The following is a 23,027-nucleotide window of genomic DNA, read 5'->3' on the forward strand; positions in this document are numbered from 1 at the left end:
CTTAAGGTTCTGTCTATGAAGCTCCCTAAATTTAAGAAAAAACTGCACCTTATAACCTCGCTGCTAACCTAAAATTTTGATACACTCCACCACAGGAAATACAATATACGAATTACTATGAAGCTTTATACGATCCAACATTCATTGGCACTTCTTAGCATTCAATTAATCATAACAAGTTGGTGTCTATTCACATACTCTCATTTACCAAACACTGTTCTTAATTCTATGATTTTGGTTATGTTTGTATTTTTATTAACTACTTATACTCTTCCGTCAAAAAATAGACTATTTTCAAATAAACAGCATGAGTTCATTATTACACTTATAAGTAGTTATGGCGTTTCAGCTCTATTTATTACACTCATCCGAATAGATTACTCTCGTCCTGCTTTGCTTATAGGGGCTGCCTTAACCTTTATTTGGATTCTCATCTATTATCGTTTACATAAAAAACAAAAAATTACACTATATTCTCTTACTGGATCAGTAGATAGTGTTGACTCACGTTATAAAAACATTACCATATATCAGTATCAAAAAGACATATCACTACATCAAATCAAAAAAAACTCCGATGGACTGGTTACTAATCTCCATGAAATACACTCAAGAGATACAGCTCAATTCCTTGCAGATTGTGCTCTTGCTCAAATACCCGTTTATCATTCGGAAGTGATTACTGAGCGATTAAATAAACAAGTATCAACTACTCATTTATCCGAAACCACCTTACAATCTCTCATCCCAAACTCTATATACTTAAAAATAAAGCCCGTACTAGAAGCAACTCTTATCTTACTATTTTTGCCTATAACTCTTATTTTATGCTCTATTATTTCAGCTCTACTTTATATACAAGATCCAGGAAAAGTAATATACACCCAAACTCGAGTTGGAAAAAATGGTACAACATTTACTCTGTATAAATTCAGAACCATGTACAATTCAGCATCAATCAAAAGTACACAATTTGCTACTCAAGAAAAACATCGAATTCATATTATTGGTGCTTGGTTAAGAAAATTTAGATTGGATGAAATACCGCAGTTTTATAATGTATTAAAGGGAGATATGTCCCTAATTGGCCCTCGACCTGAGCAACCTGAATTTGTTAAGTCCTACAAACAGCAAATCCCATTTTACAACTATCGCCATACGGTAAAGCCAGGAATCACCGGCTGGGCACAGATAAATCAAGGATATACCGACAATTCAGAATCAACGCAGACAAAGCTAGGCTATGATATCTATTATATTAAGCACTACAGCTTCGAGTTAGATTTAACTATCGCAATAAAAACGGTTAGGACCTTACTAACAACTGATGGATCTGCGTAATGAAGCAAAAAAAAGTAGTACATATACTCATTGACAATGCCACTCGACTTGAATTTTTCCAACGAGTCCTTAAGAATGAAAATACTACACCCTCTTATGTACTTCATTCGAACATCTATACCTATGTGCTAGCAAAAACAAAAAAGTATCCTGGCAGCCATATTTTACTTAGACAAAGTAAAGTTAAGAAAAACACAGTACAGTCAAGCATTGAAGAGATTAAGGGACAAAGAGAATATCACTATGGTATTAACCGAAGTAACTTTAAAAAATTAGTAGAACCAAATGATGAACTATGGGTATTCTCAGGATTTCAATACGTCGCTTTAGAAATAAAGACTACACATCATAATATTCGTTACTTTGAAATAGCTAATTTCCCGAATAAATACCAGTCAAGTTATACAGGGGTAAATGCGGATGCAGATCATCATCATAAAATAGAAGAATTGCGAAGAACTCGTACTGTGACGCCTAGAGAAATAGAACTGCTAAAAAAACGATTACTAACTTTTCGTCCACCACACGTTGACTCATCAATATTAAGCAAAGCTCTAGAACAGTTTGTGAACCTGATAGGTTTTTATTGCCTAAAAACAACAGCACCTCATTCATCACCCTTGCAGCAATTAAAAACAGCAATAGAGATCTATCGAGTTAGAAAGGTAATTCATAGCCATAAGAGCTTACAACACCCAAGTAATTTCAATTTATTCATAGGTCAAGTAGCACAAGATTCACAAACCCTATTTCAATCTAATACAAATGCCATTGATTCAATTAAAAAAGCACACCAAGACTCAGAATCAAAAGGACTCCCCCTTATCGTTCGGCTTCACCCTGGAGAAAAACAACTTTGCGTAATACAGGAACAAATCCATTTTTGTAAACAAGAAGGCATCCTCATTTGCAACCAAGGAGCTTTACTTGAAAGCGTTCTTCAAAGTGAGCATATATATACAATAAACTCCACTGGAGGGTTACATTCTTTACTCCTTGAAAAACCAGTAACCCTTTATGGCAACAGTTTTTATCAAGATTGGAAAGCCAGCGATGTTGTCCTTTACCACCAATATTTACTTCAAGAGCTGTACTCTCCTACCCCATAAAAGGAAACAATAGTGAACATAATTACTACATCCACCAAAGTTGGGGATAATGCTCAACTCTCATTTAAGAAAGTAGGGGTACTAGATATCCGACGCAAATCAATCCCGGAACTATGTGAAGATAAGCGAGTTTTAGTGGTTGGCTGTGTAGATATGATTGATATGCTCTCTATGCAAAAGTACATAGAACAAGGAGAACATCAATTCCACAATATTTCCCAGAAAGCCAGCTATACGGCAGGACTTGATATCAATGAAAAGGGCGTTAAATTACTGCAAGAAAAAGGATACCATGTTGATCATTGCGACATATTCAACGGTCAAAGTAAGTATCTAGAGGAAGAGTATGATTATGTCGTTTTGTCTCATGTTTTAGAGCATATGATTGATTTAACGGGCTTCATAAACAAAGTAATGAACACTGTAAAAACCAAACAAGTTATTTTTGCGGTACCAAATGCATACAATATAAAACATGCGCTCCCCGCTCTATTACTACAAAGAGAAAAAGTCAGTAATGACCACTATTACACTTTTACACCAATCACCTTTGTAAAGCTTATCAAAGGATTGAACTTTGAAGTAAAAGCACTATATTTTGATCAAGATAGAAGAATAAAATCAGGTAAAAAACACCGAGTATTGGGAACCTTATGGTCAATAGTAAAGTCAAAACTATTCACACACAGCGGTGATATTGTTTTAATTGCTCAATATAAGAATTAACTTTTCTGTACGCTCCTTTGAAAATTACATGAAAAGTAAGCCGTGAATAAAGTATAAATCGTTTTTCCTCCAATCGAGGTTAACACAGCCCCCCATACTCCATAGTTAATAGTTAACACAGCGAGTAAAACAAAAACGACTAGTGCTGACATAATTGTTGAAATAGTAATATAGCCTAATTTATTTTGGGCTATTAAAAAGCTTTCAGTCCACCCCAAAAAAGCTGCAGGAATCAGCAATAGTGAGCTATAAATCAATAATTCATGAAAAGATACATACTCCTCCCCAAACATCCTCATAATATCTTCACTGGAAACAAATATAATCATTACACCAAACAGCATGGTAACGACAGGAAAGAATGCCCCCACATAACCCAACTTCAATACTGCTTTTGAATCTTTAAGACTCACCGCTTTAGTAAAACGAGGTAAGAGTAATATTCTTGCTCCAACAACTACAAAGAACAAAACATTCATTAAACGAGCAGTAACTCCCATCACTGCAATACTCTTATCATCTAACCAAAATGAAGATAAAGGCAGCACCAGATGTGTAACCGCAAGACCAAGAACCATAATCGACAGGTATGGCAATGTGCTTTTGAATGTCTTATTTAACTCAGCAACTGATATTCGACTAAACCCTATATCACCCATTTTAATCAAATAACCTAGCGCAATAACTAGCGTCAAAAAGACACTAAAAGAATACAATTTAATAAGAGAATATTTAGGTACACTCAGAACTAAAACAACAAATATAAAAGGTTGTAAAACAAATTGAAAAAACGCCCCCAAAGGAGCTTTATTATGACCTTGAAATATAGTCATCGTTAAAAAAAACAATGACATTGCGTATATTTCAAATAAACCTAGTTCAACAGTTAAGTCAAGCAACCTAACTAACACCCCAAAATACAATCCAAAACAGATCAATGCACCCAATAAGGAAAGCAAAAAAGCAGCAGAAATAGCGCAGTATTTTTCTTTTAAGTCATAACTGGCGGCAATATTCTTTACGAGTAATCGCCCCCCTCCCAATGTAGCCAATTGTGATACAAAAACAAGAATACCGAGAGAAATAAAATATTGCCCAATAATCTCTGGTTGATATAAGCGAACCAGTAATAAGTTAACTAGTAAAGCCCCGATTGCCCCTGTAACCTTAAGAGAACCAAGTTGAACCCCCTGCTTAATTAATCCGCTCGACTTACCTAGGCTATTCCTCACTACACCCTATCTCCAGAACCCTTGCCTGAAACTGTCTGTATAATATAAAGAAAATAGAGTTTTACTGATAACTTTTGAATCATCTTTTTATCCCACTCCGCCAGCAACTTAGGTGTCGACATATCGATATCATTAATTTGAGCTAAACCCGTTACACCAGGCCTAACAGAGAGAACCCCTCTTGATTCTCTCTCGTCAATCAGTTTTTGTTGGTTAAACAAACATGGCCTTGGACCGACTAAGCTCATTTCACCTTTAAGCACGTTGTACAGCTGAGGCAGCTCATCAAGTTTGGTTTTACGCAGGAATCCACCAAGCTTAGTCACTGAACTCGCTCCAACTAAATGAGTCGCTACAGACTTGGTTTCGACTGGCATGGTGCGGAATTTGACCAAGGTGAAAGGTTTTTTGTTACGACCTACACGGGTCTGAAAAAAGACAGGCGACCCCGTATCAAAGTAACCAAGGATACAAATAATGAGAAATACTGGCCATAGGAACAGCAGGCCAAAGAAAGCAAAAACAAAATCTAACAAACGAATCAAAATATGTGTCCTATCAAATTCGGATTGAAAACATGGGGCGCTATAAGCACCACTAATCAACAAAAGGATACCTGAAGAATTTATGGATATGAAAGCCATAAGCTACCTAAAACGCATCAATGCGACTTCAAGTATACTTCTACGGTTTTATTGATCCCCTCTTCGAAAGTAACCGGAGGGGTCCAACCCAAGATCTCTTTGGTGTGACAAGTTTCTACTTGAAGGTTAGCACATACTCTTTGGGCTAAATGCTGCTTTCGCAATACAGACGCGCCTACCCTTATCCAAGACATTGGGATCGGTAAAAGCCTCGATGATTTGTCCATTGAAAGCGCAATAGCTCTTATTAATTGACTCGTCGAGACATCCTGGCTATCAGAAGCCAAGAAGGTATGCCCTGGTGCAGAGGGGTGCTCACAACAAGTTAATATTAAACTTGATAAGTTATCTATATACACCAAGCTTCTTTTGTTATGAATCGCGCCAAATGGAAGTGGCATGCCCTTTTCAACCATACGCATAATTGATAAGAAATTTGCTTTCACACCTGGCCCATAAACCAGTGGGGGCCTAACAATCACCACTTCTAAGCCCGTTTCTTTTGAGAGCTTCGTTAGCGCAACTTCCGCTTCATACTTACTCAAACCGTAAGGATCTTTCGGGATGTTATCTAGATTAGGTAAAAAAGGTGAACCAGGTTCGGTAAGCTCACCGTTAACTTTAATAGAGCTGACGAATACAAACCGTTTAACACCGGCTTCAGCGGCTTGCTTCGCTAAGTTCAAAGTGCCAAGGGTGTTGATATCTCGATAGGCAGCCAAAGCATCTTGCTCACCTTCGTTCATTTGATGCACTCGGGCAGCACAATGAACAATACAATCTACACCTTTGAATGCATCAGACCAGTCAGTTTTAGGCCCAATAGATGAAACAAAAAAACAATTATGTTGTGTTCTGGAAGTCCTGCGCACAACAGGCACAACAGCCCAACCACGCTCTTCTGCTAGCTGAACCACTCGAGCACCAACAAACCCCGTACTACCAGTCACCAAAACTTTCATGATAAGAACGCCTAAAAGTCGAACATTTAATAAACAAAATCAACAGCAAAAGTACTGGACGCCCATAACCACCAATTACAACTAGCTTAGCGCACTTAAGAACATTAAAATACCCACACTTAGAATCGTAACATTTCGCTAGTAAGCTCTAAAATACATCAAGGAACATAATGATAAATCCAATACGACTTCTCCTAAACGCTAAACGCTAAACGCAAAAATAAGCGCATTATCAGTATTGGATACGATGTATTTGCAATAACGATATCCATTTATCTAGCGATAGCACTACGCCTTGGAAAGCCTACATTCGACATTGGGATAAATGAGATTACAACCCTCATCCTCACAATATCTATCACTGTCTTCAGTTTCGCCAAACTCGGAATGTATCGTGCCGTACTACGATATATGATGTTTCCGGCCGTCGGGAACATCTTCCTTGCAGTATTGATTTCATCGTTAACACTAGTCATGAGTGGATTCTTTTTCCACACATTTATACCAAGAAGTGTTCCATTTATTTATGCTGGGCTGGCAATATTAACATTAGGAGGACCAAGGATCGTAATTAGATCTATTTATCATCAAATTTACAAGCGTAAGAAACCAAACGTATTCATCTACGGTGCGGGGTCAACAGGAAGAGAGTTGGCATACGCTTTAATACATGGTGATGAGTACAACCCCGTAGTGTTATTAGATGATGATCCAAATAAGATAGGGCATATACTTTTTGGTATAAAAGTTCATCACCCCGATGAGTTTGAACACCTTCAGTCTTTATACCAGCCGGTAAAATTACTATTGGCAATGAATAATATAAATAAAGGAAAAAGGCTGAGACTAGTAGAGAAGCTGTCACACTGGCCTATAGCAGTACAATCGGTTCCATCAGTTGAGGATATAGCTGCAGGAAAAGCATCCGCAACCGAAATAAAAGATCTAGATGTAGCTGACTTACTGGGAAGAGAACCAATTAGCCCTAATAATGAACTTTTAACCAAAAACATTTTCAACAAAAATGTAATGGTTACTGGTGCAGGGGGGTCAATAGGCTCAGAATTGTGCCGCCAAATCTTAATACAGCAACCGAAAAAACTCATCCTATTTGAGTTAAATGAATATAACCTATACAAAATAGAGCAAGAACTAAATGCGATTAAAGTTAGTTTAAAAAGTGATACTGAAATTATTGCTGCATTAGGATCAGTTCAAAGGCAAAACCGTCTTGAAAAACTAATGAACACATACGATATAGAGACTTTATATCATGCGGCAGCATACAAACATGTTCCCTTGGTAGAAGACAACATCGTTGAAGGAGTAAGAAACAACGTTTTTGGTACGCTAGCCTGTGCACAAGCTGCTATAGAAACAGGAGTCCAGAACTTTACTTTAATATCTACCGACAAAGCCGTTCGACCAACGAATATAATGGGTGCAACAAAGAGAATGGCTGAATTAGTTCTACAAGCTCTAGCTGAAAAACAAGTCGGTATAAACTTCACGATGGTCCGCTTCGGGAACGTGCTCGGGTCTTCAGGGTCCGTCGTCCCCTTATTCAAAAAACAAATCAAGGCCGGGGGGCCGGTAACTGTGACACACCCCGACATTATCCGTTATTTTATGCTTATACCCGAAGCAGCTCAACTCGTCATCCAAGCAGGGACGATGGGACATAATGGGCAAGTTTTTGTTCTAGACATGGGAGAGCCCATTAAAATTCTTGACCTAGCAAAACGTATGATACATTTAATGGGTATGAAAGAAACTACAGAAGGTAGAACTGAAGAGGGAGACATCAATATTGAATTCACCGGTCTACGGCCGGGAGAAAAACTGTACGAGGAGTTATTAATTGGTGACAATGTTGAAGGAACAAGCCACCCCAAAATAATGACAGCAATAGAAGACAAACTTAACTGGGCTGATATGACAGCCTTACTAAGTGAAATTGACAACTATTGCCACGACTTTGATACAGACTCTATTCGTATCGTTCTAGCACGGTATTGCAACCTGACCAATTGATTAAGACCTGCGCCTTGGATCGACTTTGTGTATCCAAGGCAGCAAAGCAGAAAACAGGCTATTGGGGATAATTGCTCGCAACATAGGGAAACATAGGGCAATATAAGAAAATAATCTAGGATCATTTTGTCTGACGGCAGCAAAACCTATCTTTGCTCGATTCCATGCTACGCTAAACGTATTTTTTGTCTTTAAATTTTTATCAAGACGATAATAAATTAACTTTTCAGGCAAATTAGCGAAAGTAAGGCCTCTTGAAGCAGCCCTAATCCAAAGTTCGTAGTCGTCTTGTCTTCTTGGGATACTTTCAGAATAACCACCAACTCGTATAATAGAACTCTTTCGAAATATCACTGTAGGGTGGACTATTGGGCAACACCAAATAAGACGTTTAATACTTGAATGCTCTTTGGGGACTATCAGTTCATCATAAACATCGCCAGCCTGTGAAATAACATCACAATCTGATCCACAAATATCTATATCAGTATTATTTTGTAAGAAATGAACTTGCTTTTCAAATCTATTTGTCTTACAAATATCATCAGTATCCATTCTAACGACAAGCTCATACTTACATTCGCGTAACCCGATGTTCAACGCTTTCGCTAAGCCCACATTCTTATCGATAGCAACTTCAAATATTGGAATAAAATCGATCCAATAGGATAAAATGGATTTCAACTCTTGACGTATAGGACCATCAATAACAATAATGACTTCTTCTGGGGCTAACGTCTGTTCGAATATACTGCGAAGACATAAATCTAAATAATGAGGATCTTCACCATCGTATAAAGAAAGTAGCACACTGAACTGTCCTCGATTATCATTCATATTCGCGCTCTCTAAGTGTTGTTTGCTTTTCATGAAACAAGATCCAAAAATTATATGCGATAATCAAGCCTGTCAAAATAAAATAGAACAAAAACACCTCGAACCAAGCTTCAAAGTAAAAAGCTAAACATGTTAGAACATAAACGTTTCCAGTATCCAGGGCTTCATAGGTTATTTTTAGTATTTTAAATTTTACTCCAGCCCCAGCCCTTTTCGCATATCCTTTAAGCCAAGGAAAATAGTGAACCCTTAACATTGAGATAAATGAGTTGTAGACAATACCAACGGCGCCGCACATTACAATCCAATGCTGAATGTCACTAAAACTATACCCTAGGCTAAGCTTACTGTATATGAGCAATAGATACACGGTCGAACAGAACCTATCTATTGAAACATCTAAAAAAGCTCCAAACACGCTAGTTTTCTTTGTAGCCCTAGCCAGAGAACCGTCCGTGCAATCAAGAACGTAACTAATAACCCAGAAAACCAAAGTATAGAGATACCAACCTGCTACAAAAAAGAAACCTCCAAAAATAAAAAACAGTAAGGACAATACAGTTACAGTATTAGGTGATAACCTACATTTATAGGCTAGAAGAAAAAAAGGGTATGACATATTTTGATAAATATGTTTAACGCACCACATAGACACTGGAGCTTTAAACTTCTCAAAATCAGAGAAACTAATATTCACTTTGCGATTCCTAAATTTTATATTTTTTATAACTTTCAGATAACTTTTGATTGTCTAACAACCAACTCCTAATAGAGGCATTTACCAATCGAGAACCAAACAGAAGCAAAATAGCGCTGTGCGTAGGTATAGGGTTAATAGAATACACTAAGAAAAGAGATACTAATAAAAACAAATAAAGCAACGAAGATGAAACATCAATAACTTGAGTTGAATCAATTCTTATTGACTCCAAAAAATCAAATTTATTATCGGTAAAAGCAACATATTCAATAAAAACCGCATATAGTAAAACTGTTGAAACGAAAACTATAGCGTAATAAGGTGAAATGAGAGTAAATACTAATAGAGATACCAATATAGTCATGATATCAGCTAAGTATCTATACGTTGGCTTCAAGTTTTTTTTAATTATTCTTCTATCCGTATTATTTATCTCTAAATCTTCTGATTCAAGCTTTTTAATCTGCTCATTTTGAAGTCTTGAAAAGTATACTTGAATAGAGGTGTTAAAAATATACAACACAGCTGTTGCTGTTATTAATAATGTAATATATTGATTTTTCGTTACACTTTCACCAAGCAACTCAGGAACATTAAAGTCACTCGCCAGTAATAAAAATATCTTTATAGGAATGAACATTATAGCCAACTTCAAGTACTTACTTGAAAATTGTAGTATCGACAATGTCATAATCTTCGTCGAAAAAATTTTCGTATACTCAAGGTAAAAGTACGTAAAGGATTTAAACTTTGAATGCAAACGCCCTAGTAAGTAAGTCACTTTTTTTATCATGATAAATTTACCAATCTAATTATTTCAGACACCACTCGCTCAGATGATCTCCCATCTTCATAAGGATTATATTTTCGATTAAACTCTAAATAAACATCAGCTTCAATAGAAAAGCCAGATAATACAGCTTGAAGTATGCCATAAAGCTCAATATATGAGTATGTCCGAAAACAAGGAAATGTCTCATCAATTTCTAGGTAAGCCCCTCTTGACTTATTCATGTAGCGTTCAAAGTCATAAAGGTAGCAAATTATAGGTCGTTTTAATAGTGCGAAGTCAAATATCAAGCTTGAGTAGTCAGTGATTAGTATATCCGAGATACCTAGTATTTCATTAACATCATTATGGTTGGATACATCTATAACATTTTCGTTAAAAACAGAGGTATTGGTAAAGTAATGCCCTCGGTAAAGTACAACAGCATTACCTGAAGAGCGACTGATCTCATCTAATTTTTGATTCAAATGACATGCGTTATTCGTCTCACTGTACTTATCAGAAAAAATCGAATCTCGATATGTTGGAGCATATAGAACTACCTTTTTTCCTTCTGGAATCCCTAGTCGTTCCTTTAGACGCTTAATTCTCATCGAATCAAAACCATTAATCAGTCGATCGCTTCTCGGATAACCGTATTCCAACACCTGATTTTGTTCTAAAAAGAAAGCACTTTTAAATTTATCAGTTGCATAATGGGAGGGAGATAAGAACAAATTAATACTTTTAGATTGCTGTTGATAAATATAACTTCTAGCAAGTGGAGTTATTGATGTATCCTCGGTTATACTTATATCGCAGCCAAGCTTTTTAATCGGTGTTCCATGCCAACACTGAACGAAAGTTTGGTTTTTAGATTTATGTATCGACTTAGGTAATCGGCAATTACTAACCCATATTAGACTCTCTCGATAAGCTTTATAATATTCATTAGTATTAAATTTAACAACTTTAGTTCGTTTTCTTGCTATTAGATGTTCGTATTTACCATAATTATTGGAGTCTACCACCCAAACATATGACAAGTTTAAACAATCAAATTTATCACACAGAGTGTTATAAATTGCTAGTGGCGAGTCAGAAACAGAACGACCATTAAAACTCTCGAAAATAACAGTTCTAGGCTTGACATTTACACCTAAATACTTTGTAACAAAAATCAATTTCAACAGTTTTAATGTAAGAAAATGCCAAATAATATCTAGAGATTTAAACTTACCCTCTAACCACCCGCATAGACTAGACTTAATTCCCTCCACATTACATACCTAATTTTGATTTAATTAGCTTAAGATAAAAATTAACAACTTTAATTTTTGAGTGTTTAACTTTAATACTAGCTAATTTTTCTGAAATTAACTTACCTGATTGACCAAGGTTTTCTGAGGGTAAGTAATCTTGCATGAATTCTTTGACATCGCTGCCGACTGGTTTTCCTTCGGAGATAAATCTATGAACCTCATCAATGCTATCCGCATGTAGCCCTATATTATTCTCAAAAATATATGCCTCTGCTGAGCCTTTTACATACTTTATGACTCGATCTTTAAGTATCCAACGTGGAAATATAACAGGAATACCTAATGCCCAAGCTTCATAAACCATAGTGCCAAAATCAGAAATGACAAAATCTGCTTCAGCTAATGGGTTCTCGGTCGCCTCTTTAGACTTACGGTTACGAGGATGTAAGGCTACCGTATAGTTATATTTATTAGACATACCATCAGTATATTCTGCGAACTTCGGATATGTTGAGGTTGACTCATTTTCTTCACCACGCTTTCTATAATCATGCGTAGGGGCCCAAAGAACATTGATTTTTTTTTCCTTCGCCTTTGGAGCTTCTAAATATAAATTTCTTTGAGCTAGTAAAACATCTAGACGAGGCCATCCTACTACGTGGATTTGTTCAGGTGATAATGTCACTCCATCTTGACTAAGTAGCTTTCTCTTCAACCAAGGACCTGGAACAAATATATGCTCAAACTTGTTTATCATTCGCCCATCAGTATCTTTCATCGATAAGTAGTTTTTATCTGCAACCCCATGAGACATTAGCACATCAGCTTCTTGACGGATAAAATATGTGAAATTTATGCATCTTGGGTGGTATAAATGAGTACTTAAGTATTTTTTCTTATCTAAGTACATTGTAATAGGGTTACTAATGCTTTTCTGTACCTTTTGATAAGATTTATTTAGATTCTTTTTAAAGTTAATTTTATTCATCTCTCGCCCCATATTATCTTATAATACATTTTTTATATTATGGATGAAAATATTTGTTGAATCGCCTTTTTGTAAATCACCTAAATAGTTCACTTTGACACTCTTCAATATTTCACGATTATAATTATTAATTCTAGCATCTAAATCTTGATACAAATCAGGCATATTAGTAACCGACACTAAAATTCCATCATTTTTTGCTAGTTCGGGGATACCCTCACTCCTATCTACAGAAAACATGTCTACAACGCAATATGGCTTCTCATGCACTAGATAATCTACGATCACAGATGAGTTATCAAAAATTGAAAACTCCACATTTTGATAAAAAGAATTTATATCACCCTCTTCAATATAAAATCCATCAGAATGAGAACTCAAAGCTCTAACGATCTCATCATGATATTTTTTGTGCGTTGATGATTGAGAACCTAAGCTAGGATGAGGCTTGTACAGTAAAGAATACTTACCACTCCGCAATATCTTTTTGACCATTTCCAAGGCTTCAATTCCAATAGATGAGTAATTCATCTCACTATGGGTTCCTTCCCATGTAGGAGCATATAAGATAACTCTCTTATCTTTAGGCAATGACAGATCTCTATATTTTATAAAGTCAAGTTGAGGACGCCCAACCTTGATAAACTTCTCCTCATCAAATCTAGACAGGTTATTTCTATAACGCTCGAGTGCAACATTACCGGCAACGAAAACCAAGTCGTAAGCTTTCGCTTGATTTGAATACATTGACGACTTCTCTGATTCACCATGATTGATAAAGATATGGCATGCACCATTGTATGAGAGCGACTGGAAGTTTTTGACACGATTATTCGGGTAAAGTATGGCGCCAACTTTAAATTTATTATAAATATCAATCAACTGAGCGATACCCCGAACAAAAATACGACATTCACCATACCCGGCAAAGCTACGATAGGCAGCTTCACTTCGAAATACCGTCACCACCTTTAAACCGCGAGCCTTCATTTCCTGGATAATAGGCCCCCACATGTCATACTGGTATTTTGAATCACATCCTCCTGACATATAGAAGACAATGTCATATTCTGAGTGCTGAACATCAAAACGAACATGTATTGCTTGTTGAGCTTGTGTATATACATATAGCTTCTTTAATGACTTTAAAATCTTAAAAATAATTTTATTTAACATAGATACCTATCATAAGTTCACTTTTACTCGTGAATATCTACTTTCGTTATACATATTTCAATTCGAATGAAGCATAAGCGTTACGCATGACAAACTTAGCTAACATTTAAGCTATGAAGGTACTGGCTCATCAGATGGTTTTTACAGTATGCTTAGACGTTAGAGCAAGCTTCCTCAAGATTATAGATAGCATTATAGTGCTATCTACATTGTGTTTCTAGAGTTAGTACGGGAAGCTTTGAGTGGACTAAAGTTTCGCTACGGGACTTTCCCGAGAAAGCGAAATGCTAAGTGCATGAAGTAATTAAAACACCAACATCACGTATTACATACGCATATTTTTTACCTACTCCCCCTAATATCAAAAACATTCTTCGGTGTTCAACTAGACCTTGTGGGCTAAGAAATTACTCTTTCAACCATAAAACACTCAGCATAACCTAACGAGTATTGAGAGCCTCTTAGTATAGCCAACGATTCTACCGCTTCATAACTTCGGCTATGTGGAGCATCTCTCATTTCCATGGAGTAGTGTTTTAAAGCTTCAAGTTTTCTATCCCACTGCAGTGTTATGTCATTCACTTTCTGAGGAATGAATGGTTCTGCCGTGCAACTATTCCACTCTGTCGATGATAGAACTTCAAAGGTGTAAATCTCTTTCACCGGACAAGACGACTGTGGCCTACAAGAAGTCATAACAGCCTTATGAGTCACTTGATGATCTACATTTAGATCTCCAGCAAAATGAGTATAAATTACGCTAGGTTTCGCATCACTAATAATACTCTCTAGGGCTTTAACAACATCAAGAAGAGCAACACTATCCATACGATTGTCGGGAAAATCAAGTTGGTATATTTTACTAATGCCTAAAACAGCCAATGCCCCCTCAGCCCCCTGGGCTCTCTCTAATGAATCAGAGCCCGTTTCTTTGACTCTTGCGCCAACACCATTAGTCATAAAAACTACAGACACGTTGTCACCAGAATCTATGTGCTTCGCAATTGTACCACCACACCCCAAAGTTTCATCATCGGCATGAGCAGCAACCACCAAAACATTCATTTTGCATCATCCTTAAGCCAATCAAAAACTTCACAATGTAATTCATGGTTTCTTGTACACACAATCCCTTCAACTTCATAAGAGCCTTCGTACTTATTCCATTCGCCTTGAATATCAGTCAAAACCCCACCTACTTCTCTTAAAATCAATTCAGCTGGAGCCAAATCCCAATCACGTACAATTACATCTTTAACAAACACATCAGCAGTACCATCTGCAACTCTAAGGAGCTTCAGTCCCAAGCTACCGCTTTCTATGTATTTGTCACAGTTTAATCCTTCGTATGCTTTGTGTGAAAAACCTCTCGGCTCAGGATAGTTATCAATTAGGATTCTGGACGAACGATGTGTTAATTGCTCCAGAGGTTCACCATTCAATTTAGCTCCCTGACCTTGTTTGCCGCTATATAATAAGCCCAGCTCTGGAGCATAGATAGCCGCTAATATCGGTTGGCCATGTTCCATCAAAGCGACTTGGCTTACATAACCAGAAAACCCTCCAATATAACTAGCCGTTCCGTCAATCGGATCTATCAACCAATAAGTTGAAGGTCTTCCCCCCACTAAGGTGCTTTCATCTTCCTCACTAACGACAGGGATCGATGACGAAATTTTGGCTAACTCTTTGACTAAAAAATCATGAGCCATAAGATCTGCTTTCGCCTTAAACTGAGTTCCTTCCCAGTGTCCATCTTTACCATTTAATGTAAGCCAATGCTGTAACTTATCCCCTAAAGCCAGCATAACCGCTTCTAAGTCATTTAACATCATTCTCACCTATATAATATTTTTTCATGTTTTCTAATGAGTCTTTTAAAGTTAATTGAGGGGGCATAGAACTCAATTCTTTTAGTAAATTCAAATCAAACTGAAATTCTGGGTGTTCCACATGACATTTAACATTCCCTTCAAATATACTATTACAGTTAGCTATGAGATCATTAATTGAGTACTTATTTTCATACCCGACATTAATTGTTTTATTTTTAGGCATACTATTAATAATATCAACTATACTGGAAGCTGCATCATCTACATGCATCGCTGCCCATTGTATTTTATCTTTTGGCAGCTCGATTTTTTTTTCTTTCAATATAGACATTATAATATTATGAACTAAACCCGATTTCTTAAGCTCACTATATAACCCGGGAATTCTCAAAATTATTGATGTATCGCAATGTTCCTTGATATAGTCCTCACCTTCGAGTTTACTAATAGCGTATTCGCTATCAGGAAAGCACTCGTCAGATTCATTATATAAAATTCTTTTACAATCCCCATATACGGTCATCGAAGATATATATACAAAAGGTATAGTTCTATCTATAGACAAATTAGCTACCATTTTCGTATTTGTGTGGTAAATTGACCTATCGTTGTAAGACTCTATATTTTTAGGAACTTCCGCTGCACAATGAATAATCAAATCAGGATTTGTATTATCGAATAGTTGTTGAACCTCACTCACTGATGCTAAATCACATTGAATAAAACCAATAAGTTTTCGACGTGACACTCTAATTAATGTGTGGCTATTTAAATCAACTTTCTTAGATATGGCCAACCCTAAAAATCCGCTAGCACCAGTGAGCAAAATATTCATTCTATATATCACCCCATGTAATCCATTGGTCTTTATTCAAAGACTTAGTCGCTACCCTTCCGATCACTTGATCTTTTAGATGCACAGGTATGCCATAGCCAGGCCTCTTTGATACTAACATGTCATTTGTCAAAACAGTTCCTACTTCTACATCACAACTAACATGCAAGCTTCGACGTACTTTTTTATACATATCTTGCTCTTCAGGTCGCGGGCCGTTTTTCTCTCCGTTGCCAATTGCAGATTCAACCTCACGGATTTTATCGACAAGTATTTTTAGTTCGTCAGGTTCAATTGCGAAAGCATGATCAGGCCCGGGTAAACTACGGTCAAGTGTAAAGTGCTTTTCGATAACTGAAGCACCAAGAGCAACAGAAGCAACTGGTATATTATCTCCTAGGGTATGGTCTGAGTATCCAGTTACCACGTTAAATGCAGACTTCATTGTCGACATTGATTTTAGGTTCGATAAATGAGGAGGGGCCGGGTAGAGAGAAGTGCACTGGAACAATACAATCTTATTGTTACCTTCTTCGCGACACACATCGACAGCCCTCTGAATTTCCATCCAATCAGCTAGGCCTGTTGATAATAATATTGGTTTTTGAGTTTTAGCTATGTAGCGGACCAAATCCAAATCAGGAAGGTCAAATGAAGCGACTTTATGTGCAGGAACATTGATCGCTTGAAGCTCATCCACAGCATCATAATCACACGGTGATGAAAAGAATATAAGCCCTTTGCTTTCCGCATACTCTTTCAAAGGTAACTGCCAATCTCTATTCAGCTCCAAGCTCTTTATTAAGTCGTGTATGTTTTCGTACCCCTTAAGGTACTTAGGCATTTCAGCATACTTAGATACATGCTCGGTCGCTTTAAACGTTTGAAACTTAACAGCATCTACGCCCGCTTCAGCTGCGGCATCAATATGCTTTAATGCAAGCTCAAATGACTGATTATGATTAGAACCAACCTCTGCTATAATAAATGTGGGACACCCATCGCCAATTCGCTTATTACCAATCTCAAATTGCATTATTTATCCTTGCTTATGTAATTAACCCAATGCCTATGTAACTTGACTTCTGACTTCCAGTTTTTATCAAGAGTACTTGATTTTTCTTCTTTAAAGTAATTCTCTATAGCTTCAACTCCAGATGAAATTCCTAAGCAAAACGTCGTAGAAATTCTAGGGTTTATCTCAATTGGCAATACCGTTCCATCGGGTTGTAGGAACACTTGAATATTATAACAACCTTTGGTTAGAAAAACGTTGTGTATTTTTTGACAGGCATTTGTAACAAGATTATTTCGCTCTGTTTCAGCCTTTATAGTGATACCTTTCTTTAAGTCTACTTTGACGGGTACTATCGCGTGAAGTCGTCCGTAACGATCGGCTGACATCATTACCGTGTACTCAACACCAGACATCAAGTCTTGCGCAATAATTTCGGAGTCTTCATATTCAGAGTTTGTTCTGTATTGCTTAAGATCAGACTCAGAATAGATAACCTGGATGCCTCTAGAACCTCTCCCCCACCTAGGCTTAACAAAAAATGGATACGACAATTCATCTATGTTGTCTAGAGTTGTTGTATAAGGTGCATCAACTCCCTTATCAGCAAAAGTCTGCATTAACTTTAGCTTATCCATCATCAAAACCACATGTTCATGATCTGGTAGTAATATATCCAAACTTGGTAAAGCGCCTTGAACATCTTTCATAAAAGGAAGTTCTTCATCGACACTAGGTATAAGTAAATCGATGTTATGTAATTTGCAAATTGAAACAATCTCAGACACAAAATTCTCGTGTGATGCAAAAGGAATCTCAAGCCGTTTCTCTTCTGGAATCAGCGGATTTATATTATCCTTGCTTGCATCTGCAAAATAAATATCATACTTATCGCCTAGCAATCTATATATAAGTTCATTACCAGCTCCACCACCGCCAGTAAATAACACCTTCATATTTTTATTAACCATCACTCTTCTCAATTTTCATGTTGTATTTAATACCATTTTTATAAAAAAAAGCAGGATATCTTTGATTATCAACAACTCTTAATAATTCAAACAATTCATCTATAGACTTCGTCGTATCGATTTCACTATCTTTTGGAGTACGCCTACGAAAGAAAGATTCACTCCCAGCTTGTTTTCTCGGTGATAATTTATCGAACTCACGTACGAAGTTTACACACATCTCAACAGTTTTCTTTCCTTGTAAATGCCGCCATTCCTCGCAGAGTTCATCCCCCCTTAAAGACAAGCCACTTTGGAGCCAAATGTCACCAGAATCCACAGTATTCGTAGCCTCAATTAGGCTGAACATAATTTCATTTTTGCCATCCAAAATTTGCCACGCCATTGGTGCAAATCCCTTACCATTTGGTAAATCACTTTCATGGACAACTAAGTTATATATATTCTTCTTTAGTGACTCTTCTTTAACAATTCGCGTACAACCCAATAAAAAACAAACATCACCATTAGGAATTTGATTTTCGTTACGAATTAATTTGCAAGTGACTCCGAGATTTTCGAGCATAACCTTCAGATCTTCCACGTAAGGTAGAATCCAAGAGTCGTTGTCAACTAAAATTGATGTTCTATTTATTTCTTTCATAAGCTTCCATCACAGATAAAACTCTAGCAGTACCTTTGCCATCGCATATGTTCAAACAACTTGTAACTGAATCCATATAACTTTTCTGTTCATCTCGAAATTTAATGAGCAGCTCATTTAACTCCGATGCAATATTTTTTTCGTTACAAATGCGTATTGCGCCGGTAGTACTGAGCTGCTTTGCTATCTCTAACTGATTATCAGCCATAACAATCATTAACCCAGGAAGTCCACAGGCACAACGCTCCCAAGCACTTGTCCCTCCGGCTCCAATGGCTATATCGCAAGAAAGCATGGATTGAATCATTTCTTCAGCGGTCAAATTATAAAGAAGTGATACTTTAGGGCAGCCAGAATACTTGTTCACAAGATACTTTCTATGAGGGTTAGCAGCACCTATAACTAGATAAATATGTTCCACTTCATCGATATCTAAGGCTTGTTGCAACACTAGATCACTGTAATTTAATTGATCTGAAGCGCCGAGAGATATAAATATCTTTTCTCTTATTAGCCTTTTGTCTCTTAACTGTGAAATATAATTGGCTTTGAAAGAGTACCTTTTATCTAATAATGCATATTCAGTTCCCACAAGAATACTACAATCATTCGAGACTAAAGTATTATAACGTTTTTTATCAATCCCGTAAGTTTGGTCCAACAAGATATCACAAGAGTGTTTTCGGTCAGCTAGGTCATCAATAATCAGGACTTTTTCTACTATCTCTGAAAGTTCAGTTTCCCATTTTTTATCGATTTGATAATGGTCAACAATAAGCCATTCAATTTCACCTATAGTTCCAATTATTTCCTTTGTTAACTTTGCGTCAATCTCCCAATTATTTTTATTGACGTGAACACTGTCATTTTCAGGTAAAATGTGGAGGGTAACGCCTTTAGATTTAATTATATCAATAAACTTGTAAATCAAATCGCAACATATTAAATGAACCTCGGCATTAGAGTCGGTTAACTTTATACCATCAACAAGAGATAGACATCTCATTAGATGCCCACCACCGATAGTCTCACTTCCATCAACCCTTACTACGTATTTCATAATGCAATATTACTTTTCATTAATCCCTGATACATTAGCTCAGCCCTAACCCAATCATCCTCATTATCAATATCTTGAACAAGATAGGTAGGTAATATAACTGGACAGGAATTTTTAGTGAAAAATGGCTTTCCAGCAACCCAAGAGTCAAGGGTTCCCCAGTAAAATTGTCCTGCATCATGGTAATATTCTTCTAAATCCTGAGATCGCGAAGAAAATGCGTCGGGTTGTAGCATTTCGATTCTATCATGCGCATCGAGCTTAAACCCTCGCTGAACAGGGAATGCGTATGCCGTCGCGCTGAAGACATAGTTACAGTTTCGCGAAGTTAGGATTTCAAGGCCTTGCTGTATAGAATCTACACGCACAAAAGGAGCTGTTGCATATATACAGCACACATCCGTTATATTAGGGTGCAACTGACGCAGAAACTCTATACCATGTTGTATCACCGGAATTGTCCCTGCATAATCGTCAGCAAGCTTAGAAGGTCGAATGAACGGCACTTCAGCTCCAAACCTAACTGCGATATTGGCAATTTCTTCGTCATCCGTTGATACAATTATTTTATCAAAGCAACCGGATTCTCTCGCCGCTTCAATTGAATAAGCTATCATTGGCTTACCGTGGAAATTCTTAATGTTTTTCCTCGGTATCCTCTTACTACCTCCCCGAGCCGGGATTATTGCCACCCTCATGCTTGTTCTCCCAATACTTCACTCAAAGCTTGAACCACTTCGTCTTGTTGTTCAAAAGACATTGTGTGGTACATAGGAAGAGATATTGCTTCTTGGTAGTATCTTTCTGCTTCAGGAAAATCACCTTTAGAAAAACCCAAGTCTTGATAGTAAGGCTGTATATGTACTGGAATATAATGGAGATTAACTCCGATCCCTTTGTTTCGCATAGCATCGAACAAATCCCGATGAGTGATCGAGATTTCGTCTAGCTTTAAGCGTATGACGTACAGGTGAAGCCCCGAATATGTTTCTGGTAACTGATAAGGCGTTATTACAGGTAAACTTACTAGTTTTCTATCATAACGATCTGCAAGTTTATGTCTTTCTCCAACAAACTTGTTTAATCGAGACATTTGGGAAATACCTAAGGCGGCTTGTAGTTCTGTCATGCGATAATTGAAGCCTAACTCAAGCTGTTGATAGTACCACGAGCCATGGCTGCTTCCTCTCATTTCATCTAAATTTCGAGTAATACCATGGCTTCGTAGCAACGTCATTCTATCTGCTAAATGCTTATCATTAGTAACCGCAGCTCCGCCTTCAGCTGTTGTTATAATTTTTACAGGATGAAAACTAAATACAGTAATATCACTGTACTCGCAGCATCCAATAGGTTTATTGTGATACTTACCACCTATGGCGTGTGAAGCATCTTCAATAATTCTAAAGCCGTATTTCCTAGATAATACAAAAATAGCTTTCATGTCGCATGATTGTCCTGTCAAATGGACAGGAACGACAACTTTAGGCAACCGCCCCTCTAATTTAGCAGCCTCTAATTTACGCTCTAGCGCAACAGGGCATATATTATAAGTTTTAGGGTTTATATCGACAAAATCTACATCAGCACCACAATACAACCCACAATTTGCTGAAGCGACGAAAGTTATTGGTGTAGTCCAAAGAAAGTCACCTTTTGTCAACCCAAGGGCTAAACATGCAATATGAAGTGCAGATGTAGCACTATTAACCGCTAAAGCATATTTAGCTGTTGTATGGTCAATAAGTGCTTTCTCAAACAAAGGGACTTTGGGGCCCTGGGTTAGAAAATCAGATGTCAGAACGTCAACAACACTTTTAATATCATCACTATTGATATCTTGCTTTCCGTACGGTATCACTTTTTATTCTCACAGTTTAAAGTTAGCATCAACATGCTCAATAATAAGATTACGAAGCCCTTCGACGGTTTCCCACTCGGTATTAGTACCGGAGTTATACTTAAAACCAAAAGGGACTTTTTCTGCTTTATGGTGATGCATAAATTCGCTTTCACTGTAAGTAAATGATACCGAAGGAAGGATTACATAATATTGCCCCAAATCTATCGTGTTCAAAGAGTCAGCATCAGTGATCATTTCTTCATGAATCTTCTCACCTGGCCTTACACCTACAATTTTCGTTTCACATTCAGGAGCTACGGCTTCGGCAACATCCATTACTCGGTAAGATGGGATCTTAGGAATAAATATTTCACCTCCGAGATGATTTTCGATCGCGTACATAACCATGTTTACACCATCTTGTAATGAAATATTAAATCTTGTCATCTCTTCATGTGTAATTGGAAGCACGCCTTCACTTTTTCTATTCAAGAAAAATGGAATAACTGACCCCCTAGAGCCCATAACGTTACCATAACGTACAACACTAAATCGGATATCTTTTGAACCTTTAATATTGTTTGCGGCAGTAAACAACTTGTCAGATGCAAGCTTTGTCGCACCATATAAGTTTACTGGGGCACATGCCTTGTCTGTAGATAAAGCAACAACATCGTGAACACCACAGTGGAGAGCAGCTTGAATTACATTCTCAGCGCCGTCGACGTTTGTTCTAATACACTCTGTTGGGTTATATTCTGCAGTATCTACTTGTTTAATAGCAGCGGCATGGATGATGACATCAACACCTTCACAAGCTTGAATTAATCTTTGTTGGTCTCTAACGTCACCGATAAAGAAGCGTAGCTGTGGAAACTGTGAACTAGGATACTTCTGCTTAATTTCGAATTGCTTAAGCTCGTCTCTTGAATAGATTATTATTTTTTTTACATCAGAAAATCGTTCTAAAATTGTTTCAATGAACTTTTTACCAAATGAACCTGTACCACCAGTAATCAATACAACTTTATTATTAAGCATTTAT

The 23,027-nt window shown here is 37.1% G+C and carries 23 protein-coding genes; 4 read left to right on the forward strand and 19 right to left on the reverse strand.

What is annotated here, in order from left to right:
* The first annotated feature begins 240 nt into the window (after nucleotides 1–240).
* Genes AB4307_RS04000 through AB4307_RS04010 form a run of 3 tightly spaced genes read left to right on the forward strand, consistent with a single transcriptional unit; the run spans nucleotide 241 to nucleotide 3,176 of the window.
* Nucleotides 241–1,341 carry a sugar transferase gene (locus AB4307_RS04000; RefSeq protein WP_372131169.1) on the forward strand — a complete coding sequence of 367 codons (1,101 nt, stop codon included), beginning with the start codon at nucleotides 241–243 and terminating at the stop codon, nucleotides 1,339–1,341.
* On the forward strand, nucleotides 1,341–2,450 hold the full coding sequence (locus tag AB4307_RS04005; RefSeq protein ID WP_017067153.1) for a capsular polysaccharide export protein, LipB/KpsS family: 1,110 nt from the start codon (nucleotides 1,341–1,343) through the stop codon (nucleotides 2,448–2,450). Before AB4307_RS04000 ends, AB4307_RS04005 begins: the two co-directional genes overlap by 1 nt.
* 12 nt (nucleotides 2,451–2,462) lie before the next feature.
* Complete coding sequence (locus tag AB4307_RS04010) at nucleotides 2,463–3,176, forward strand: class I SAM-dependent methyltransferase (RefSeq protein ID WP_017067152.1); 714 nt, start codon at nucleotides 2,463–2,465, stop codon at nucleotides 3,174–3,176.
* Here the strand turns inward: AB4307_RS04010 and AB4307_RS04015 are convergent.
* The 3 genes from AB4307_RS04015 to AB4307_RS04025 all read right to left on the reverse strand — a co-directional run bounded on the left by AB4307_RS04015 (nucleotide 3,173) and on the right by AB4307_RS04025 (nucleotide 6,014).
* Nucleotides 3,173–4,408 (reverse strand): MATE family efflux transporter, encoded by a 1,236-nt coding sequence (locus AB4307_RS04015; protein WP_017067151.1) that lies wholly within the window; start codon nucleotides 4,406–4,408, stop codon nucleotides 3,173–3,175. The genes AB4307_RS04010 and AB4307_RS04015 overlap by 4 nt on opposite strands.
* Nucleotides 4,408–4,956 (reverse strand): sugar transferase, encoded by a 549-nt coding sequence (locus AB4307_RS04020; RefSeq protein ID WP_372118391.1) that lies wholly within the window; start codon nucleotides 4,954–4,956, stop codon nucleotides 4,408–4,410. Before AB4307_RS04020 ends, AB4307_RS04015 begins: the two co-directional genes overlap by 1 nt.
* Nucleotides 4,957–5,069: 113 nt before the next feature.
* Complete coding sequence (locus tag AB4307_RS04025; protein WP_372131171.1) at nucleotides 5,070–6,014, reverse strand: UDP-glucose 4-epimerase family protein; 945 nt, start codon at nucleotides 6,012–6,014, stop codon at nucleotides 5,070–5,072.
* 474 nt (nucleotides 6,015–6,488) lie between these two features.
* On the opposite strand from AB4307_RS04025, the gene AB4307_RS04030 reads away from it, so the two are divergent.
* Nucleotides 6,489–8,048, forward strand: coding sequence for a polysaccharide biosynthesis protein (locus AB4307_RS04030; protein ID WP_372131173.1), 1,560 nt, complete (start codon nucleotides 6,489–6,491; stop codon nucleotides 8,046–8,048).
* Here AB4307_RS04030 and AB4307_RS04035 read toward each other — a convergent pair whose 3' ends face one another.
* The 16 genes from AB4307_RS04035 to pseB form a co-directional block, all read right to left on the reverse strand.
* Nucleotides 8,049–8,918 carry a glycosyltransferase gene (locus AB4307_RS04035; protein ID WP_372131175.1) on the reverse strand — a complete coding sequence of 290 codons (870 nt, stop codon included), beginning with the start codon at nucleotides 8,916–8,918 and terminating at the stop codon, nucleotides 8,049–8,051. It abuts the gene before it with no gap.
* Nucleotides 8,878–9,582, reverse strand: coding sequence for a CDP-alcohol phosphatidyltransferase family protein (locus AB4307_RS04040; RefSeq protein WP_372131177.1), 705 nt, complete (start codon nucleotides 9,580–9,582; stop codon nucleotides 8,878–8,880). The genes AB4307_RS04035 and AB4307_RS04040 overlap by 41 nt, the downstream gene beginning before the upstream one ends.
* A 10-nt stretch (nucleotides 9,583–9,592) precedes the next feature.
* Nucleotides 9,593–10,225 carry a hypothetical protein gene (locus AB4307_RS04045; RefSeq protein ID WP_372131178.1) on the reverse strand — a complete coding sequence of 211 codons (633 nt, stop codon included), beginning with the start codon at nucleotides 10,223–10,225 and terminating at the stop codon, nucleotides 9,593–9,595.
* Between the two features lie 149 nt (nucleotides 10,226–10,374).
* Nucleotides 10,375–11,634 carry a CDP-glycerol glycerophosphotransferase family protein gene (locus tag AB4307_RS04050; protein WP_372131180.1) on the reverse strand — a complete coding sequence of 420 codons (1,260 nt, stop codon included), beginning with the start codon at nucleotides 11,632–11,634 and terminating at the stop codon, nucleotides 10,375–10,377.
* A 1-nt stretch (nucleotide 11,635) separates the two neighbouring features.
* Nucleotides 11,636–12,604, reverse strand: coding sequence for a CDP-glycerol glycerophosphotransferase family protein (locus AB4307_RS04055; RefSeq protein WP_372131182.1), 969 nt, complete (start codon nucleotides 12,602–12,604; stop codon nucleotides 11,636–11,638).
* A gap of 18 nt (nucleotides 12,605–12,622) precedes the next feature.
* Entirely contained in the window at nucleotides 12,623–13,780 is a 1,158-nt protein-coding gene (locus AB4307_RS04060) for a CDP-glycerol glycerophosphotransferase family protein (protein WP_372131184.1), read from the reverse strand.
* Nucleotides 13,781–14,179: 399 nt separating this feature from the next.
* The gene (locus tag AB4307_RS04065; RefSeq protein ID WP_372131186.1) at nucleotides 14,180–14,845 is read right to left on the reverse strand and encodes a PIG-L deacetylase family protein; all 666 of its coding nucleotides are present in this window, start codon (nucleotides 14,843–14,845) and stop codon (nucleotides 14,180–14,182) included.
* Nucleotides 14,842–15,615, reverse strand: coding sequence for a 3'(2'),5'-bisphosphate nucleotidase CysQ family protein (locus tag AB4307_RS04070; RefSeq protein ID WP_372131188.1), 774 nt, complete (start codon nucleotides 15,613–15,615; stop codon nucleotides 14,842–14,844). Before AB4307_RS04070 ends, AB4307_RS04065 begins: the two co-directional genes overlap by 4 nt.
* Nucleotides 15,602–16,450: an NAD-dependent epimerase/dehydratase family protein gene (locus AB4307_RS04075; RefSeq protein ID WP_372131190.1), complete on the reverse strand. Its 849-nt coding sequence runs from the start codon at nucleotides 16,448–16,450 to the stop codon at nucleotides 15,602–15,604. The genes AB4307_RS04070 and AB4307_RS04075 overlap by 14 nt, the downstream gene beginning before the upstream one ends.
* 1 nt (nucleotide 16,451) lies before the next feature.
* Nucleotides 16,452–17,486: an N-acetylneuraminate synthase family protein gene (locus AB4307_RS04080; RefSeq protein WP_372131192.1), complete on the reverse strand. Its 1,035-nt coding sequence runs from the start codon at nucleotides 17,484–17,486 to the stop codon at nucleotides 16,452–16,454.
* A complete protein-coding gene (locus AB4307_RS04085; RefSeq protein WP_372131194.1) occupies nucleotides 17,486–18,436 on the reverse strand; it encodes an ATP-grasp domain-containing protein in 951 nt (316 codons plus the stop codon). Before AB4307_RS04085 ends, AB4307_RS04080 begins: the two co-directional genes overlap by 1 nt.
* Nucleotides 18,429–19,079 carry a formyl transferase gene (locus tag AB4307_RS04090; RefSeq protein WP_372131196.1) on the reverse strand — a complete coding sequence of 217 codons (651 nt, stop codon included), beginning with the start codon at nucleotides 19,077–19,079 and terminating at the stop codon, nucleotides 18,429–18,431. Before AB4307_RS04090 ends, AB4307_RS04085 begins: the two co-directional genes overlap by 8 nt.
* Nucleotides 19,063–20,139 carry a UDP-2,4-diacetamido-2,4,6-trideoxy-beta-L-altropyranose hydrolase gene (pseG, locus tag AB4307_RS04095; RefSeq protein WP_372131198.1) on the reverse strand — a complete coding sequence of 359 codons (1,077 nt, stop codon included), beginning with the start codon at nucleotides 20,137–20,139 and terminating at the stop codon, nucleotides 19,063–19,065. Before pseG ends, AB4307_RS04090 begins: the two co-directional genes overlap by 17 nt.
* On the reverse strand, nucleotides 20,136–20,837 hold the full coding sequence (gene pseF / locus AB4307_RS04100; protein ID WP_372131200.1) for a pseudaminic acid cytidylyltransferase: 702 nt from the start codon (nucleotides 20,835–20,837) through the stop codon (nucleotides 20,136–20,138). Before pseF ends, pseG begins: the two co-directional genes overlap by 4 nt.
* Entirely contained in the window at nucleotides 20,834–22,000 is a 1,167-nt protein-coding gene (gene pseC, locus AB4307_RS04105) for a UDP-4-amino-4,6-dideoxy-N-acetyl-beta-L-altrosamine transaminase (protein ID WP_372131202.1), read from the reverse strand. The genes pseF and pseC overlap by 4 nt, the downstream gene beginning before the upstream one ends.
* A 9-nt stretch (nucleotides 22,001–22,009) precedes the next feature.
* Nucleotides 22,010–23,023: a UDP-N-acetylglucosamine 4,6-dehydratase (inverting) gene (pseB, locus tag AB4307_RS04110; RefSeq protein WP_372131204.1), complete on the reverse strand. Its 1,014-nt coding sequence runs from the start codon at nucleotides 23,021–23,023 to the stop codon at nucleotides 22,010–22,012.
* Nucleotides 23,024–23,027 lie beyond the last annotated feature (4 nt).

Source organism: Vibrio sp. 10N.261.52.C2 (genome assembly GCF_041471425.1).
Taxonomy (GTDB): domain Bacteria; phylum Pseudomonadota; class Gammaproteobacteria; order Enterobacterales; family Vibrionaceae; genus Vibrio; species Vibrio crassostreae_C.